At 46.5% G+C, this 15,397-nt stretch carries 15 protein-coding genes; 2 read left to right on the top strand and 13 right to left on the bottom strand.

Annotated elements, in window-relative coordinates; all coding sequences use genetic code 11:
• From AC58QO_RS32845 to AC58QO_RS32835, 3 genes are all read right to left on the bottom strand, one after another.
• The gene (locus AC58QO_RS32845; RefSeq protein ID WP_497273001.1) at nt 1–1,038 is read right to left on the bottom strand and encodes a FecCD family ABC transporter permease; all 1,038 of its coding nucleotides are present in this window, start codon (nt 1,036–1,038) and stop codon (nt 1–3) included.
• 18 nt (nt 1,039–1,056) lie between these two features.
• The gene (locus tag AC58QO_RS32840) at nt 1,057–2,067 is read right to left on the bottom strand and encodes an ABC transporter substrate-binding protein (protein ID WP_497272977.1); all 1,011 of its coding nucleotides are present in this window, start codon (nt 2,065–2,067) and stop codon (nt 1,057–1,059) included.
• A gap of 95 nt (nt 2,068–2,162) precedes the next feature.
• Entirely contained in the window at nt 2,163–2,855 is a 693-nt protein-coding gene (locus AC58QO_RS32835) for a DNA alkylation repair protein (protein WP_497272975.1), read from the bottom strand.
• Nucleotides 2,856–2,972: 117 nt separating this feature from the next.
• On the opposite strand from AC58QO_RS32835, the gene AC58QO_RS32830 reads away from it, so the two are divergent.
• On the top strand, nt 2,973–3,770 hold the full coding sequence (locus tag AC58QO_RS32830; RefSeq protein WP_497272973.1) for a Cof-type HAD-IIB family hydrolase: 798 nt from the start codon (nt 2,973–2,975) through the stop codon (nt 3,768–3,770).
• Nucleotides 3,771–3,847: 77 nt separating this feature from the next.
• On the opposite strand, the gene AC58QO_RS32825 is transcribed toward AC58QO_RS32830, so the two are convergent.
• Both AC58QO_RS32825 and AC58QO_RS32820 read right to left on the bottom strand, forming a co-directional pair.
• Nucleotides 3,848–4,747: an SDR family oxidoreductase gene (locus AC58QO_RS32825; RefSeq protein WP_497272971.1), complete on the bottom strand. Its 900-nt coding sequence runs from the start codon at nt 4,745–4,747 to the stop codon at nt 3,848–3,850.
• A 128-nt stretch (nt 4,748–4,875) separates the two neighbouring features.
• On the bottom strand, nt 4,876–5,331 hold the full coding sequence (locus tag AC58QO_RS32820) for a GNAT family N-acetyltransferase (RefSeq protein WP_497272969.1): 456 nt from the start codon (nt 5,329–5,331) through the stop codon (nt 4,876–4,878).
• Between the two features lie 356 nt (nt 5,332–5,687).
• Between AC58QO_RS32820 and AC58QO_RS32815 the strand changes: the two genes are divergently transcribed.
• Nucleotides 5,688–6,539 carry an SDR family oxidoreductase gene (locus AC58QO_RS32815; RefSeq protein WP_497272967.1) on the top strand — a complete coding sequence of 284 codons (852 nt, stop codon included), beginning with the start codon at nt 5,688–5,690 and terminating at the stop codon, nt 6,537–6,539.
• A gap of 397 nt (nt 6,540–6,936) precedes the next feature.
• On the opposite strand, the gene AC58QO_RS32810 is transcribed toward AC58QO_RS32815, so the two are convergent.
• The 8 genes from AC58QO_RS32810 to mglC form a co-directional block, all read right to left on the bottom strand.
• Nucleotides 6,937–8,076, bottom strand: a complete 1,140-nt coding sequence (locus tag AC58QO_RS32810; RefSeq protein WP_497272965.1) for a toxic anion resistance protein — start codon at nt 8,074–8,076, stop codon at nt 6,937–6,939.
• Nucleotides 8,077–8,107: 31 nt separating this feature from the next.
• Nucleotides 8,108–9,793, bottom strand: coding sequence for a vWA domain-containing protein (locus AC58QO_RS32805; protein WP_497272963.1), 1,686 nt, complete (start codon nt 9,791–9,793; stop codon nt 8,108–8,110).
• A 16-nt stretch (nt 9,794–9,809) separates the two neighbouring features.
• Complete coding sequence (locus AC58QO_RS32800) at nt 9,810–10,553, bottom strand: hypothetical protein (protein WP_497272961.1); 744 nt, start codon at nt 10,551–10,553, stop codon at nt 9,810–9,812.
• 422 nt (nt 10,554–10,975) lie between these two features.
• Nucleotides 10,976–11,197 (bottom strand): hypothetical protein, encoded by a 222-nt coding sequence (locus AC58QO_RS32795; RefSeq protein ID WP_497272959.1) that lies wholly within the window; start codon nt 11,195–11,197, stop codon nt 10,976–10,978.
• On the bottom strand, nt 11,194–11,451 hold the full coding sequence (locus tag AC58QO_RS32790) for a hypothetical protein (protein WP_497272957.1): 258 nt from the start codon (nt 11,449–11,451) through the stop codon (nt 11,194–11,196). The genes AC58QO_RS32795 and AC58QO_RS32790 overlap by 4 nt, the downstream gene beginning before the upstream one ends.
• 88 nt (nt 11,452–11,539) lie before the next feature.
• On the bottom strand, nt 11,540–12,391 hold the full coding sequence (locus tag AC58QO_RS32785) for a DUF1444 family protein (RefSeq protein ID WP_497272955.1): 852 nt from the start codon (nt 12,389–12,391) through the stop codon (nt 11,540–11,542).
• Between the two features lie 147 nt (nt 12,392–12,538).
• Nucleotides 12,539–14,272, bottom strand: coding sequence for a methyl-accepting chemotaxis protein (locus AC58QO_RS32780; RefSeq protein WP_497272953.1), 1,734 nt, complete (start codon nt 14,270–14,272; stop codon nt 12,539–12,541).
• Nucleotides 14,273–14,356: 84 nt separating this feature from the next.
• Nucleotides 14,357–15,388 (bottom strand): galactose/methyl galactoside ABC transporter permease MglC, encoded by a 1,032-nt coding sequence (mglC, locus tag AC58QO_RS32775; RefSeq protein WP_497272951.1) that lies wholly within the window; start codon nt 15,386–15,388, stop codon nt 14,357–14,359.
• Between the last annotated feature and the right edge of the window lie 9 nt (nt 15,389–15,397).

Genomic DNA, 15,397 nt, shown 5'->3' with positions numbered 1-15,397 from the left:
TTAATCCCTCCCCTTTGTACGCGCAAGGTAGAGGAAGAAGGGCACACCAATCAGAGCAATAATGGCACCAATCGGCGTCTCAAAAGGAGGATTCACCATACGGGCTCCAATATCTGCCGCCACGACCAACAACGCGCCTAATACAGCCGAGGTCGGAATAATCCAGCGATAATCAACGCCAACGAGGTAGCGAACAATGTGCGGAATAATAAGACCAATGAATCCAATCGCTCCTACGGCTGCTACAGACGCACCAGCCAGAACTAGAACTAGCACGAATGCCGCTAGCTTAACAAGCCCGGTCCGTAAACCAAGGCCAGTTGCAACATCTTCCCCCATACTTAACACCGTAACCCAAGGTGAGATGACAAAAGCGAATAATAAAGCACCGAGAATCCAAGGTGCCATGATGTCAACCTGGGGCCATTTCGTACCCGCAACACCGCCGGCAAGCCAAAAAGCGAGATCCTGGCCGATATGGTGAGTAATCGCAATCCCTTCACTTAGCGCCAGCAGCAAAGCACTGACGGCTGAACCTGCCAGAACGATGCGAACAGGCGTAACGCCTCCCCTAGCGATCGCGCTGATGCCATATACAAGCCCCGTTCCTATTGCAGCCCCGAGAAAGCAAAATAGAATGACGTAGTGAAACGGAAGCTGCGGTAAAAAGGCAAAACACAGGGCAAGCGTAAAGCCTGCACCTGCGTTTATACCTAGTATACCCGGGTCTGATAAAGGATTGCGCGTCACACCTTGCATAATCGCTCCTGCTACAGCAAAAGCTGCTCCAACCAACGCTCCTGCAATCGCTCGCGGAAGCCTTAATTGTTGAATAATCAAGTGCTGTGTGGAATCAGAATTAAAATGAAAGATGGCTTGCCATACCTCACCGAAGGAGATATCTGCCGCCCCTACCGAAATAGAAGCAATAAGGCTAATCAGCAGCAAAGCCAGCCCGCCTAAAATAATACCTGAAGCAGCTAAAGGACGCGATTTCAATGGGGAATTGGCTGAGGCAACTTGACTTTTTGACCCCATCATATATTAGCCCCCAATTTATTTAATGACTTTAACGATATCGTCCATAACACGCTCGCCTGCGATTACACCGTTGTATAACCAGCTGCTCTTCGTATCCATTTCAAATACTTTTCCTGCTTTAACTGCAGGGATGTTCTTCCAAAGCGGATCTTCCAAGTTACCAGCTTGACCTTTATCGCTATTCACCAAGAACAAGTAGTCTGCATCCAATTGTGCAAGCTTCTCTAGGGAAATCGCTGTCCAGTTCGCTTTAGCATCTGGTAAGACAGCCAAAATGTTAGGCATTTTCAAACCAAGATCGCCATAAGCAACCGCACCGCTCGCTACTTTACCGTTAACAACATAGAACGCTTTGTTCGTTAACCAAAGGATGGCAACTTTTTTATCGCCAACGGTTGCTGCCAATTTTGCTTTTGTTTCTGTTACTTTTTGATCATATTTTTTAAGAGCTGCATTCGCTGCATCTGTTTTGTTGAGAAGTTCGCCAATTTTCAAAAGCGTTTTACGGTAGTCAGCTGTTACTTCGCTGCCCAATACGTATGTCGGAACGACTTTGGAGTATTGATCGTAAAGACCTTTCTCAACTGCTGATTCGTTGCCTACGATCATGAAATCAGGAGTTGCTTTTAAAACCTGTTCAACTGGAAGATCGTAACCAATCGTTGGTACACCAGCTAGTTGTGTTTGCAGGTAATCTTGAACCGTTGTACCCTTTACGGACCATTGAACTACTGGTTTAACACCAAGTGCAAGTAGCGGATCTTCCAAGTAGGAAGCGATAACAGCTTTCGGGCTTGCAGGAACTTTAACATCATGTCCCATGATATCTTTAACAACTTTATCAACAGCTGGAGCTGGTGTCGCTGTAGCCGCTGCCGTAGCTGCTGGGGCAGTTGAAGTTGCTGGTGTAGTAGTGCTTGCTGCATCCTTATTACTTCCACAAGCTGTTACAAGTAGTGCTGCCATACACACTGAAAGGACAGTGAAAGAGACTTTAGTTGTATTTTGTTTGTTGAAACGAAGCATGGTGAACCCTCCTGAGTATCTATGTATGATATTGATTCTCAGTACATGATAATGAAAATGATTATCAATGTCAAACGTTTTCAGGAAACTTTCAGCTACGTTCCAATATTTGGTTGCTTTTGTATTACCTTCAGCGCTTCTCGTACGCTTAGCGGTGATAATGCTGATCTGTCAACGAACGTTTGTACCGCCGCCGCATCCGTCTTGGAATACTCGCGCAGCGCCCATCCAATCGCTTTGCGGATGAAAAACTCCTTCGAGTGAGCCATCGTCGTAATGCAGTGAAACAGCAGCGGTACGTCGGTCTTCTTTTTATACTTCAACTGAAATAAAATCGCGGTACGCTGCAGCCACATGTTATCTGACGCCAACCATTTCTCCACATATGCGGGAATTAGCTCAGGAAATCGTTGCAGATGAAAGCCAATCAAGTGATCTGCAATGGTGTCGACAGTATCCCACCAGGATTGGGTTACAATGAAGGGCTCCAACAGGTCAATATGCTCAGCACTCACTGTTTTTCTCACTTGCAACAACATCATAATCGCCGTGTAGTGGAACTCCCGCTCTGGTAGTCCCCAGAGCTCTTCGGCGACGCGAACTGCCTCCTCCCCTTTCGGAAAGCCATGCTCCTTCGTGAATTGCTTGGTTATCGCCACGCGCTCCGGATTTTTAATACCAAGAAAAGGAAAATGATTCTTCATATAAGCTTCCATACTGGGGGCATTCGCCGCGTTAGCATGGGCTCTAAGCCATTTCTCCATGTCATTCGTGTAAGCTGATGTCATCGTGAAAGTGCCTCCTTTTAGCTATCTTCTATGCGCTCATTGTAGCAATTCTCTAGCAATTCGGGTATGCTATTAGCAGAATTTTAATAGAGATGACGAATAGGATCGGTGAGAAACATGACGTATAAATTAGTTGCTGCTGACTTAGATGATACGCTGCTGCGTGATGATTTGACGATATCGCAAGAGACGGTAGATGCCATGCATCAAGCCGTTGCCAAAGGTGTCACGGTCACCATCGCCACAGGAAGAAGCTTCCCTTCCGCTGCCAAAATTGCCAATCGCATCGGACTCAACGTCCCGATTATTACGTATCAAGGGGCTTTGATCAAAAATCTGCTAGACGAAGAAGTGCTCTATGAGCGTACCGTGCCTGTAGAGAGCGCACGCTTCCTGCTCGATTACTGTGAGAAGAACAACTATCATCTTCAGCTTTACCATGGGGACGAGCTTTATGCAGCTGAGGATAACGATAAGATTAAAAAGTACGTGAGCTTGTCCAAAACGCCTTATATCATCGGGGATTTGCGTCAATGGATTCATATTCCGCAGCCTAAGATGCTGATTGTTGATAAACCAGAGGTTTGTGATCAAATCCGTGAGGAGCTCCTTCCCCTGCTGGGTGACCAACTGCACATCACGAAGTCCAAGCCGCACTATTTGGAGTTCATGCACAAGGAAGGTACGAAGGGGCATGCGATTACGTTCCTTGCTGAGCACATTGGTTGCACATTAGATGAAGTGATCGCTCTAGGCGATGCATGGAATGATCGGGAAATGCTTGAAGTCGCTGGCCTAGGCGTTGCGATGGAGAATGCGCTGCCTGAGCTTAAAGCTTTGGCGAACTTCGTGACGAAGAGCAATAACGAGGATGGCGTGAGGCATGTGCTGGAGACGTTTGTTTTGGCGGAGTAAATGAGGGAATGCGATGAGGGGAGGTCGATGGAGACCTCCTTTTTTGTCGTTTGCGAAAATGGGCCACATGAGGAACCTCAGGTAACGATCGAGCCTCCATTGACGAACATAATCTGCCCAGATATGTAGGAAGCATCGTCTGAAGCCAGCAATACATAAGCAGGAGCCAACTCAAAGGGTTGCCCCGGACGTTTCAGAGGTACCTCGGTTCCAAAGGTTGTTACTTCTTCAGCCGTAAATGCAGATGGAATTAATGGTGTCCAAGTCGGTCCCGGCGCTACTGCGTTTACTCGAATGCCTTGATCGGCTAGCGAGAGTGATAAAGAACGCGTAAAGGATACAATTGCTCCCTTGGAGGCCGTGTAATCAATCATAAAGCTCATTCCTGAAAAAGCGGTATCCGATGTCGTATTAATGATCGAGCTTCCAGCACGAAGATGGGGCAAAGCGGCTTTGGTCATATCAAAAAATGAAATAATATTCGTTTGGAACGTATTCATCAGCTGCTCTTTTGTAATATCCATGATGCTTTTCTGGTGAAACTGCACACCGTGATTGTTAACCAGAACATCCAAGTGTCCATAGGTTTGGATTGTTGCGTTCACAACTGCATGACAGTTAGCCTCCTCCCTTAGATCTGCAGGAATAAGCAAACACTGTCGGCCAAGATTGGTGATGATTTGTTTCGTCTCAGCCGCATCCTGGTGTTCGTCGAGATAGACGATTGCTAGATCAGCCCCCTCTTTAGCAAAAGCTATGGCAACAGCCCGTCCAATCCCACTGTCGCCGCCTGTGATAATCGCCACTTTATTTTTCAACTTTCCACTGCCGACATAGGCAGGATTCTCAGATATGGGGCGTGGATTCATCGGATACTCAAAGCCTGGATGTCGATTCTGGTGTTGCGGGGGAAAGACAATAGGAACATTGGTGCATTGTTGCTTCCAGCCGATATACGGATACATGAAATAAGTCATCGCTCTCTCATCCTCTCGGATTCCTTTTCAACACACTTTATTCCAAGGGATTTTAATAAATGCCTGCTGTTTCTTCTAATAAAAAAGAGACCTCCAGCAACACACTGAAGGTCTCCACTATAATGAACTCATAATTCCAATGTCATGAATGAACTATTCGGGTCTAAGGTGTAGTCCGCGAATGGCTCACAATAGATAAATCCAAAATTTTCATATAATTTTCTAGCTGGTTCAAAAGCTTCCATTGAGCCCGTTTCCAAGCTCATCCTTGTATAGCCGCGTCGCTTAGCTTCATTAATAATGTGTTCCAGAATTCGCTTTGCGACTCCCTTTCTGTGATGTGCCGCGGCAGTTCGCATTGATTTTAACTCGCCATGCTGAGGATCCAGCTCTTTCATAGCCCCGCAGCCGACTAATTCACCTTGCTCCCACCCACTCCAAAATGTCACATCCGGTCTCTTCAATCCATCTAGATTTAGGGCATGTGTACTTTCTGGCGGGGATAACGATTGCATATGCAAAAGATGCTCCATAATGAGCGCTCCTACTTCGGGACCGGATAAATCATCCACTTTAATCTCCACGATTGCCACTCCTCTGTCTCTAATTTTTAATCAATAGAATACAACATTACAATGGTCAGTTTCAACTGTTCTTGGGATTCTGCACAACATGAAGTGCAATGATTGTGCACCGTGACAATGCGTCTATTGGTACTGGACAGTAGGGTTGCTGGTATGAGAACATGAATTATCGGCATCAATGTAAGCGCTATCCATAGCATGAAGGGCATAAAGATTTCATGAGACTAATATCCATACCCAGTAGGTAAAATAAACGACTACCCTGTCCGTCAAGGACGGGAGCGTTAATGGAAAAATATAGCCTACTTATTAAGTGAAACATATAACTCTATATTTCAAAAAGGAGCGTGAATTCTATGTTCGATGGAGCATTACTCCAGGATAAAGTTGTTCTAATTACTGGCGGTGGTACAGGACTTGGCCGTGCAATGGGCGAGAAATTCCTATCGCTCGGAGCTAAGCTGGCTATTACGAGCAGGCGTGAAGAAGTATTAGCCCAAGCTGCGGCTGAAATGAGCACTAACGGCGGGGATGTATTCTACCATCCCTGCGATGTGCGTGATCCGCAGCAGGTTGCTGCCATGATCACTGCGGTGGAGCAGCACTTCGGTCGCATCGACGTGCTGATTAATAATGCGGCGGGCAACTTTGCCAGCCCGACCGCGAACTTATCACCGCGAGCGGTCGATGCGGTGCTGAACATTGTGCTCCACGGGACGTTCTACACCACGTTGGAGCTGGGTAAAAGGTGGATCGAGCAAGGCGTAGGAGGTACGATGCTGAACATCGTCACCTCCTATGCCTCCACCGGATCCGCCTTTGTTGTGCCCTCCGCCGCCGCGAAGGCCGGCGTGCTCGCCCTCACCCGCTCACTCGCCGTCGAGTGGGCGCGGTACGGGATCCGGCAAGTCGCCATCGCGCCGGGGCTGTTCCCGACCGACGGCGCGTGGAGCCGACTGGCTCCCACGCCCGAGCTGTCGCAGAAGCTCTTGAACCGCGTCCCCATGGGGCGCGTTGGGGAAAAAGATGAGCTGGCGAACCTCGCCGCTTATCTGATTTCGGACTTCGCCGCCTATATTAACGGCGAAGTGATCACGATTGACGGCGGCGAGTGGCTGCAAGGCGCCGGGCAGTTCAACGACCTGCTCGAGGTGACCGATGAGCAGTGGGTTTCCCTTGCGGAGATGACCCGCAAGGGGAAATCGTAGCTCGCAAAGGTAGCTAGGAGCTCGCTTCTCCGGCAGTCGAGTTAGTCGGATTGCTCCCTCAACGCCCAATAGTCCGAATATATCGAATTAATCTCACGATCTGCGTTATTAATTCTTAGTTAGTTCGAAATAGCCCAACAAAATCGACCCAAACAACCCCAACGCAAGGAAAATGGGTATTTTAGTTCGGCAGAATCTGACTATTTTACCCTTTTATAAAGAAGTCCTCTTTTTTATTCGGGGATATCGGACTAAATCGGCACGGACTGCGACTAGTGCACTATCCCCGCCGCTCAGGTCACCGATCAATACATGACGATCTGAGCCTCCGGGATAGTGCTGACAGAACGAAAAGCAACCTCGGACTTTACTAGTCGGAGGTTGCTTCTTTTTAACTTTATAATCCCACAGCCGCACCTTTTTCCAGCCGCAGAATCTGCTTCTCACCCGTTTCCGCTAATTCACGGAATTGTGTAATCGTTTCACGCATTTTCGGGAGCGCCTCTTGCTTATAGGTACTGATTGCATGCAAGGCTTCAAAGCTATCTGCGAATGCCTTCTTGAGAGAGTCTGCTGAAATACTGGCCTCAATAGCACCTTTTTGAATGTCCACACCTTGCTGCTTCAGCATCTGCCCCGTATGTTCAATGAACGTATTCGTTGTGGTGTATAGTGCATTGAGTTGGTTGAGCACCACTCGTTGGTTGGCCAATGCACTGGCCGCCGTGACTGCGACGCGTAACGCCGCTACCGTTACTGTGCTTGCACGATCAACCCCACGAATAAGCTCCTTATTATTTCGGATTACGACCTCGAAGGTAATGAATCCTTGTTGATTAACTGCCATCATGGCTTGCATATCCAGTGTCCTCTGACGAAGCGGAAATAGAACCTCTTCTGTAATGAATTTGATTTTCTCAGGGTCATCATTTCGGGCTTTGGCGAGCGTGATTTGCGTTTCAATGGTTTCATCCATATAAGTGGCTAATTGGATCTCTTTACGAAGCTTCTTGGTAAGATCACGAAGTGCGTGCTGTTCGAGAAGAAGTGTCGTATTGTCATCCTTCAAACCTAATTTCCCTTTATTCAGTGTTTCCATAATTTCGGCGATGACCATATCCGCTTTATCGAACTGATGGAAGTAGGACCTGAGCGGGTTAAAAAACTTCCCTAGAAACCCGCGTTTGGCGAAGTCGATCCCGCTTGGATCGAGATCCTTCATTTGCAGCTGAAGCTCCCCAAGCCCTTTCGCCACGATCCCTCCCTCATCACCAGACTTCGAAAGCTTCCCTATCGTGACTTGGAGTAAAGCATTTTTCTGTGAGGATGCTCGCATCGTCTCAATGCCGAAGTTTTCTACCGCTGCCAAAATATTTTTGCGTTTCTCCAGCGAATCGAGATCGATCTCCATGATTGTTTGCACATTCTGTTCCGCCTGCGCTTTCAGTTTAACAACTTCCTCTGGAACTGGCTTCACTTGTTCCTCTACAACAGCCTTAAGCTCTTCTTCTCCAACGATCTCCATCGAAAATGACATGGCGGCTCCCCCTTCGAACGGTAAATTCACCCTACATCTGGACGTTAAGCAGGTTACTTATTTTATAAACAACATCATCCGTGTCCGCATTGATGCTCGCTGCCTCATTAATACTCGAAATGCTCTGAAGCGCTTGAATATCTGCGTTGTAACCAATCGTGTAGATGGGTATTTGATACGTCTCAATCAGCCCTCTAATGTCTTTCAGTGAGTGTCCTGCATTCGTTTCGCCGTCACTTAAGACGAAAATAAGCGGCTTTACATTAGGCTCCGCAGCCATATAGTCTTCCAGCATTTTCATGGCAACAACAATGGCATCGAACGTCGCTGTCCCTCCACCTGCTTGGAGGCCGCCTACGGTCCCCACAAACAGGGATTGCTGATTCGTATCATACTTAGCAATGGGGAGATTAATCGTTACTCCATTCGAATAGGAGACAAGACCAATCCTATTTTCTTTGCCCAGGTATTTCTGCCCTTTGAGCAGGGATTCTTTCAATCGAGTAATGGGTTTACCATCCATGCTGCCAGATACATCTGTGACAAAAACAGCTGCAAGTGGTTTACTGCCATTCTTCTTTTCTTTCCAGACCTTTTGTGCAGATGAAAGTGTGTTTCCATCAATGGCTGCAAGTTCACTCTTGTAATTTTCGAGACCATTAAACCCCTTATCCTTGGCTGTTTGTTGATATTTCGCTTGTGCCACAAATTCGGCAAATCGTTTAATCAAATCCAGTTTCACAATCGGGAGATCACCAATGGCATAGAGCGGGCTATCGTGTCTATAACCAAAAGGGGTAAAGACATAGTCATTGCTAAGCTCCGCCGCATTCTGAAAGGTCTGGTATTCCAGCACGAACCCATCCAACATCCCGGATTTAGCCGCATCTCGCATTTGAATCGTTGTAGACGCGATAAAGGGCACGTTTGTTTGGAATTTCTCAAATTGTTGAACAGCTTTCTCACTGATTGGATTTTTATTATCAAATGTACTTAATGCCGTTACAAGGAAATTGAGGCCTGTTGAGCTCGCGAACGGGTCTGTATAGCCCATGGCAAATTCGTTATTTGAAATAGCTTCCGTTACGGTATTTACATTAATGGAGCCGTACTTCGCAACGAGAGCATCATACTTTTTCTTAGAAATCACGATGCCAGGAACATTGCCGACAAGACGATTCGTGACTAGTTGTATTTTCGTGCCGCCCGCTTTGATCATCTCCCCCCACAACTCGTTCGAAGGTGTAAAGGCATCTGGCATATACTTACCCGACTTGATATAGTCCGTCGCCGTCCCAGAAGCAATATTACGAATCTTCACCGATGCGGGCAGTCCGTTCACCAGAATGTGCGCTTTATTAAATTCATTCGCTACATCTGTTAACCAACCATCCACACCACTACCGGACTTCTCCGTCGAAGAGAAAATCTCCACGAAATAATCCGTCGTATTATTCACCGTAATTGGAAATTTCGAAATATCTGGCAAAGACGAAGCTACATCGGCTGGATTAATATCAATCTGACCTTTGACTGGCGTTCCGTTCACCACGGAGATCTTCTCGTAAATCTTGTTTAATTGCTTTGCGGCATTCTCCGCTGTCACTTGATCTTGAGATTTGCCAAAATTAGCTGTGAAGGAAACGCCGGCATAGACACCGATAAATACAATAATCACAATAAGCAGCGATATAAAGAAGAACTTCGTTTTGTTCATGTTCTGAGCACCACCTCTACTGTTTGTAGAATTGTGTTTGCTTTATCAAAGCATCAATCTCTTGCATACCTGACATTTGCCCAATATCACCAATCTCCAAGCTATCCAGTCGAGAAATTTCTAACAGCAACTTATCCAGTTTGAGCAAAATTTCTTCATTCATATGTAAAGAGGTTTTAACAAATGAAATATGTGCTTTATAAAGGCTTCTTTTTTCTTGAAAAAGCTCGGGGGACAACTGGCTCGTGTTCTGTTTAGCGATACTTTGAAACTCGTCTTCGTCAAACACACGGAGACGGTTTATCATACTCCGTATATTGTGAAAAAATAACTTCTCCACCTCTTGCGTCGTAGAGGCAAATTTCTGAAAGCTAAGTCCGCTCGGTTCAAACCTCTGGATGAGGACGCTTCGTAACGTCTCTTGTTTTTTATGCATGCGCTCCAATTGATGCAAGGCAAGCGCAATTTCCTGTGCTAAAGATTTCACACCTTTGAATTGTTTCAAAGCACCTTCCAAGTCCTCAGGGCTCTTCATTTGTCTTGCGGGAAGTCGAACGCTTTGCTTCATAAGAATGCTATGGATGCCGAATAGTAAGCCTAGTGTACTTGCTAGCAGAATAGATACGGTTAATGCCGTTTGCAACGCACGATTACCGACCGTTATACCCAGAAAACCTGGAGAAAGCACAAGAATATCCAACACAACGACCCCACCCGTAATCACAAACAATTTCATTATTTTATTTGCGGTTACAATCAAAGGGACTATCTCCTCTCTTATCGATCTCGACTCTCCTATTTCCCAAGAAAACGTCTGTTAGTTTGTTATCGTACGAAGAATGCTGATATGGGATTATATGCAGGACACACAGTACATATCTGCATCTTCTTGGTCATTATGAAAGGAAAGATGTCCTTGAGCCATCAAATGCTCGTACTGAAATGACAAAAGGGCTGTCCCTCGTAAGCAGATAAATCTACTTAAGGGCAGCCCATATTGGGATAAGAAATTAATCTTTCGCATGATCAACTGTAAAAACTTGCATTGTGTTCGTATCTATAATTAGATTCGCAGTTTGGATAAAGTCAAATCCAAGGATTCCATCAATCTCCATGCCGTAATCCATATTTCCGACCTCAACTAGGTGATTTTTTATGCAAATACCATTAAGATTGATAGCCTCAAAAGTCTTTGTATACACGTACAACGCCACCGACGCCTCGAATCGTATCAACGATATCATCGGATTCAGGGAGAACTCCAATTTCCCCAATTACATTACCATTAAAAATGGTCCCCGCAGACCCCGTATCTAATAGTATTTTCTCCAATATTAGTCTCTTTCCACGAAATTGAACGCTAACAGTTACAAAAGGGAGGCCAAATTGTACATGATACTTCATCTAGGTCCTCGTATCCCAACGTATCTTTCACGGGCTACTAGAGTCGATCGAGAAGTATGAAAAAAGCAGTACTCACGTTGAGGATCTTGCTTATGCAATTCACTATATCGACGCATTGCTGCCATTGAGTCATTGAACTTATCAATTACCACAACTTCTTTAATATAACGACTACCTTTTTCAGAATGTGCCTTCGTTGCTTCTAATACCACCCATTCATTCGGAAATCTCTCTTGCACTTCTTCCCAACGCATCTCATCACCTCCTACTAATATCCGTACCTTAATTATATCATATAGAAATTCACAGGGAACAACCCTCACAGGTAATTCAGGCCCCCAGCTACGCAATATTCAGCAAGTGAAACTTTCCCTTCTGTACCCAGTAAATGTGGTCAGATACTGGCTTAGGCATCACCAAATAGCTTCTGCGAACAACATCCATAAACTTTGCTTTCTTCGCCAATTTGATGGCAGTAGCCTCCGAATCGATCGCCTCAGTTGAACGCATGACAAGCGTCTGTTTACGATTCGTAAAGGCAATTAGAAAATTCTCCGGCATATATTCCTTTATCCAACCCTGATTCAGAAATTGGCATTCGAAGGGAAAAGGATTGTCTATAAACACATCAACCGTACAGGTCTTCCTAGCTGGGCTTACCAGCACTAACCTTGGCTTTGTCCAACCCTCCGACCTTAGATTTCGGTATCCGATTCTTTTGACCTTCTCCTCCGTTAACACGGGATTCGCTTCTAATAAACTCCTAGTCACAATTTTGTTATTCTCCGTCTTGATCTCAAGAAAAAGAACACGCATACCTGGAATAATCTCATCTACGATCATGTGTAATCCTTTCCCTGCTTCTTCTACATAGCGTGCATCCCGTAGTACTGGATAAATATACGAAGAATCAAGCTCCATGACTTCCTCTTGCTTTTGGCAATACGCCGTAGCACTTATAATGCCATTCAAATAAGCGATCGCAGGATTTATATCTCCTGAATTATGATAGGTTTGAAATACACTGTGAAGACTTACTTCCGTTTCCTCACCTGCTTCCATTATAATTCTCAATAAAAGCGGATCATTCTCGTGATCCTTCATCTGGATTCGCAGGCCTAAACTCTCTTCTAAATGTCTAATCATCATACAAGCAAACTCCTCAGGTGTTTCATACAGCAACACATGCTTCATCCTTCCACTTCCTCCTTGTGAAGGCAGATGAATGCAAAAACCCCTGACTGGCAGGCGTATAAACTACGCTTACCAATCAGGGGTGTTCTTCACCGCCATTTGATTATTTCGATTATACTATATATGTAAAAATATGGGTAGTTGTTTTCACACCCGAAACCTCCCAATCAACCCCTGCAGCTCCGCAGCCATGCTGCTCAGCACCGTCGCGGAGGACACGATCTCCTCCATGCTCGCGTATTGTCCCTCGATGTTGGCGGAGACGTTCTTCGCACCCGCAGCGGTCTGCCCCGCGACCTCGTCGATAGCGCGAATTACGCCAACGGCAACGAGCGTCTTCTCGGAGATCGCCTCCGAGCAGCCCGCCACTTCCTCGATCTGCCGCGCGACCTCGTCCATCGCAGAACGAATGCGGCGGAACGTCGCTCCCGCTTCGCCGACAACCTCAAGCCCCGTCTCCACCTCACGGCTGCCCGCCTCGGTGGATCGTATAACGCCCCTCGTTTCCTCTTGGATACTCGTCACGAGAGAAGCCACTTCTTCCGCCGCTGCGCCGGTCTGCATGGATAGCTTGCGGACTTCCTCGGCAACCACGGCAAACCCTTTGCCTGCAGCGCCTGCGCGTGCCGCTTCAATCGAAGCATTGAGCGCCAGCATATTCGTCTGCCGCGCAATACCAGCGATCATCGCATTCGCATTGACGATTTTCTCCGAACGGCCGCTTAGCCGATGTACGGATTCTGCAAGTTCATTCATCTTCTGATGGATGGCTTTCATTTGCACCATGGCCGTTTCAATCGCCGCAGTACCTTCTCCCGCCTCCTGCTGCGCAAACAAAGACTGCTTATTCGCCGTCTGTGTCACACTCGCAATTTGCGTGACCGCTGCTGACATTTCTTCCATGATCGAAACGCCTTGATGTACACTGCTCACCTGCGCGTTCGTGCCTTGCGAGATCACCTGAATCGTGCCTGTGATCCGTTCCGATAACTCACTAACCTGATTGGAATTCGCACTAAGCTCTTCCGAAGCCGAAGCTACCTGCTCCGCGCTGCTGCCAACTTGACGAATCAAGCCTTGCAGGTTGCCTTTCATCTGATTGAACGCATTAGCCAGATCACGCAGCTCGTCGCGGCTTTTCACCCCAATATCGCCTACCGATAGGTCGCAATTCGCAATTCGCTCTGCCGCTTTCACCATGGTTCGCACAGGTTTAACGATCGAGCGCGACACGAAGATTCCCAAAGCTAACGCGAAAAGCAATGCGCCGCAGCTCACCCAAATCAACGTCGTGATCGTCGACACAACGGTCGTATGGTTCTGAGCAGAAGCATCCGCCTGGATGACCGCCTCAAGCTCTTCAATTTTAGCCGCCGCCTGCGTCAAGGTTTCCGTCGTTGGGATCGCCCACTGCATGGCTTCCGCCTTTGCTAAGGAGGTATCTCCTTTTTCTCCGTAAGCAACCACTTTTTGAACGAGCCTAGCAAAAGTTTGGTTCGCCTCCAGCATAGCCCCGACTGCGTATTGCTCCTCCTCGTTCCCATCCTTATCTTTCATTTTGGTAATGATCGAGGAAAGCGTCGTATTCATATCCGTCAAACGTTTTTCCCTGTCTTTCGTCGGATCCAGCACATAACCAAACAATAAACTCGTCTGCATCTGTGTTTTTTCTTTGATTTCGGCAACATCCTGAAGCAGCCTCACATTCGTATCGAGTAACTTCGTATAGGAGTTGTCCACTTTTTTAATATACATATAAGACAGTCCGCTAGTGATCCCAACGAGTAAAGAGACGAGAACAAATGCCCCCACCAGTTTCGTTTGTAATGAAATAAATAAAAGCCGCTTCTTCCAGTCATGCCTATCGTGATTTGTGATCAAAGGTAGACCTCCCGCTCTATAGGTAAACGCTTACATCATATTCGATTATAAAAGGCTGCCGATAATGTCGACAGCCTCTTAAGCTTACTTCGAATTCATATATTTCCGCATATCAAACGCTACCGCGGCAACGATGATGACACCTTTGATAATCAACTGCCAGTATGGGCTAATTCCGATAAACGTCAAACCGTAGTTGATAACGCTGAAAATCAATACCCCTGCAAGAACACCCGGAACCGTTCCGATACCACCGGAAGTCGATACGCCACCGACGACGCAAGCTGCGATCGCATCAAGCTCGTACATGTTTCCGTAGTTATTCGTTGCTCCACCCGTTCTTGCTGCTTCCAATACCCCTGCAAGTCCATAAAGCGCACCCGCAATTGCATAGATATAGATCAAGTAACGATTTACGTTAATACCAGAAACGACAGCGGCGTGAATGTTGCCGCCAATTGCGTACATATATTTACCAAGCTTTGTTTTATTAAATACGATCCAAACAATAATGGAAACGACAATCGCGAAGATGACGATATAAGGAATGGAGTAAGTTGAGCTTGACCCAATTGCTCCAGTTCCCAGGTTGCCAAAGTCCGGTCTCAAACCACCGATAGGTTGGGATTGGTTCGGTTTCATATCGAAGTACAAGGAGTTCGCACCATACACGGCAACCATCGTACCTAAGGTAGCGATAAATGGCGGGACTCGAAACTTAGCGACGACAATCCCATTAATTAACCCCACTAATAAACCGGCTACAACAGCAATCAAAATCGGAATAAACATTGGCAATTGCGGTAAGTCAGGGAAAAATCTTCTACCATACTCCTCTGTTTGGAGCATAGATGCGGAGATAACCGCCGATAAACCAACGATCCGCCCTGCGGACAAATCCGTTCCGCCGGTGATAAGAATGAACGCTGCGCCCAACGCGATAATGACACGTGTGGAAGACTGCAATAAGATATCACGCAGGATACTTACGGATAAAAAGCGTGGATCATAGATCGCGATCCCAATGACTAGAACAACTAGTACGATGTAGATGGCATATTTGGTAATGAACCCGCTAAGGTCTCTGGATTTTAATGTTTCTGTTTTGGTAGTCATGGTTCTTGG

This window comes from Paenibacillus sp. J31R30 (assembly GCF_059692115.1).
Note: the sequence above shows the minus strand (reverse complement) of the source record. Positions and strands in the feature narration are given on the sequence as shown.

Bases quoted from the DNA above. Each gene is read 5' to 3' on its own strand.
- AC58QO_RS32845 (WP_497273001.1), bottom strand. From the start codon at position 1,038: ATGGGGTCAAAAAGTCAAGTTGCCTCAGCCAATTCCCCATTGAAATCG.
- AC58QO_RS32840 (WP_497272977.1), bottom strand. From the start codon at position 2,067: ATGCTTCGTTTCAACAAACAAAATACAACTAAAGTCTCTTTCACTGTC.
- AC58QO_RS32835 (WP_497272975.1), bottom strand. From the start codon at position 2,855: ATGACATCAGCTTACACGAATGACATGGAGAAATGGCTTAGAGCCCAT.
- AC58QO_RS32830 (WP_497272973.1), top strand. From the start codon at position 2,973: ATGACGTATAAATTAGTTGCTGCTGACTTAGATGATACGCTGCTGCGT.
- AC58QO_RS32825 (WP_497272971.1), bottom strand. From the start codon at position 4,747: ATGACTTATTTCATGTATCCGTATATCGGCTGGAAGCAACAATGCACC.
- AC58QO_RS32815 (WP_497272967.1), top strand. From the start codon at position 5,688: ATGTTCGATGGAGCATTACTCCAGGATAAAGTTGTTCTAATTACTGGC.
- AC58QO_RS32810 (WP_497272965.1), bottom strand. From the start codon at position 8,076: ATGTCATTTTCGATGGAGATCGTTGGAGAAGAAGAGCTTAAGGCTGTT.
- AC58QO_RS32805 (WP_497272963.1), bottom strand. From the start codon at position 9,793: ATGAACAAAACGAAGTTCTTCTTTATATCGCTGCTTATTGTGATTATT.
- AC58QO_RS32795 (WP_497272959.1), bottom strand. From the start codon at position 11,197: ATGAAGTATCATGTACAATTTGGCCTCCCTTTTGTAACTGTTAGCGTT.
- AC58QO_RS32790 (WP_497272957.1), bottom strand. From the start codon at position 11,451: ATGCGTTGGGAAGAAGTGCAAGAGAGATTTCCGAATGAATGGGTGGTA.
- AC58QO_RS32785 (WP_497272955.1), bottom strand. From the start codon at position 12,391: ATGAAGCATGTGTTGCTGTATGAAACACCTGAGGAGTTTGCTTGTATG.
- mglC (WP_497272951.1), bottom strand. From the start codon at position 15,388: ATGACTACCAAAACAGAAACATTAAAATCCAGAGACCTTAGCGGGTTC.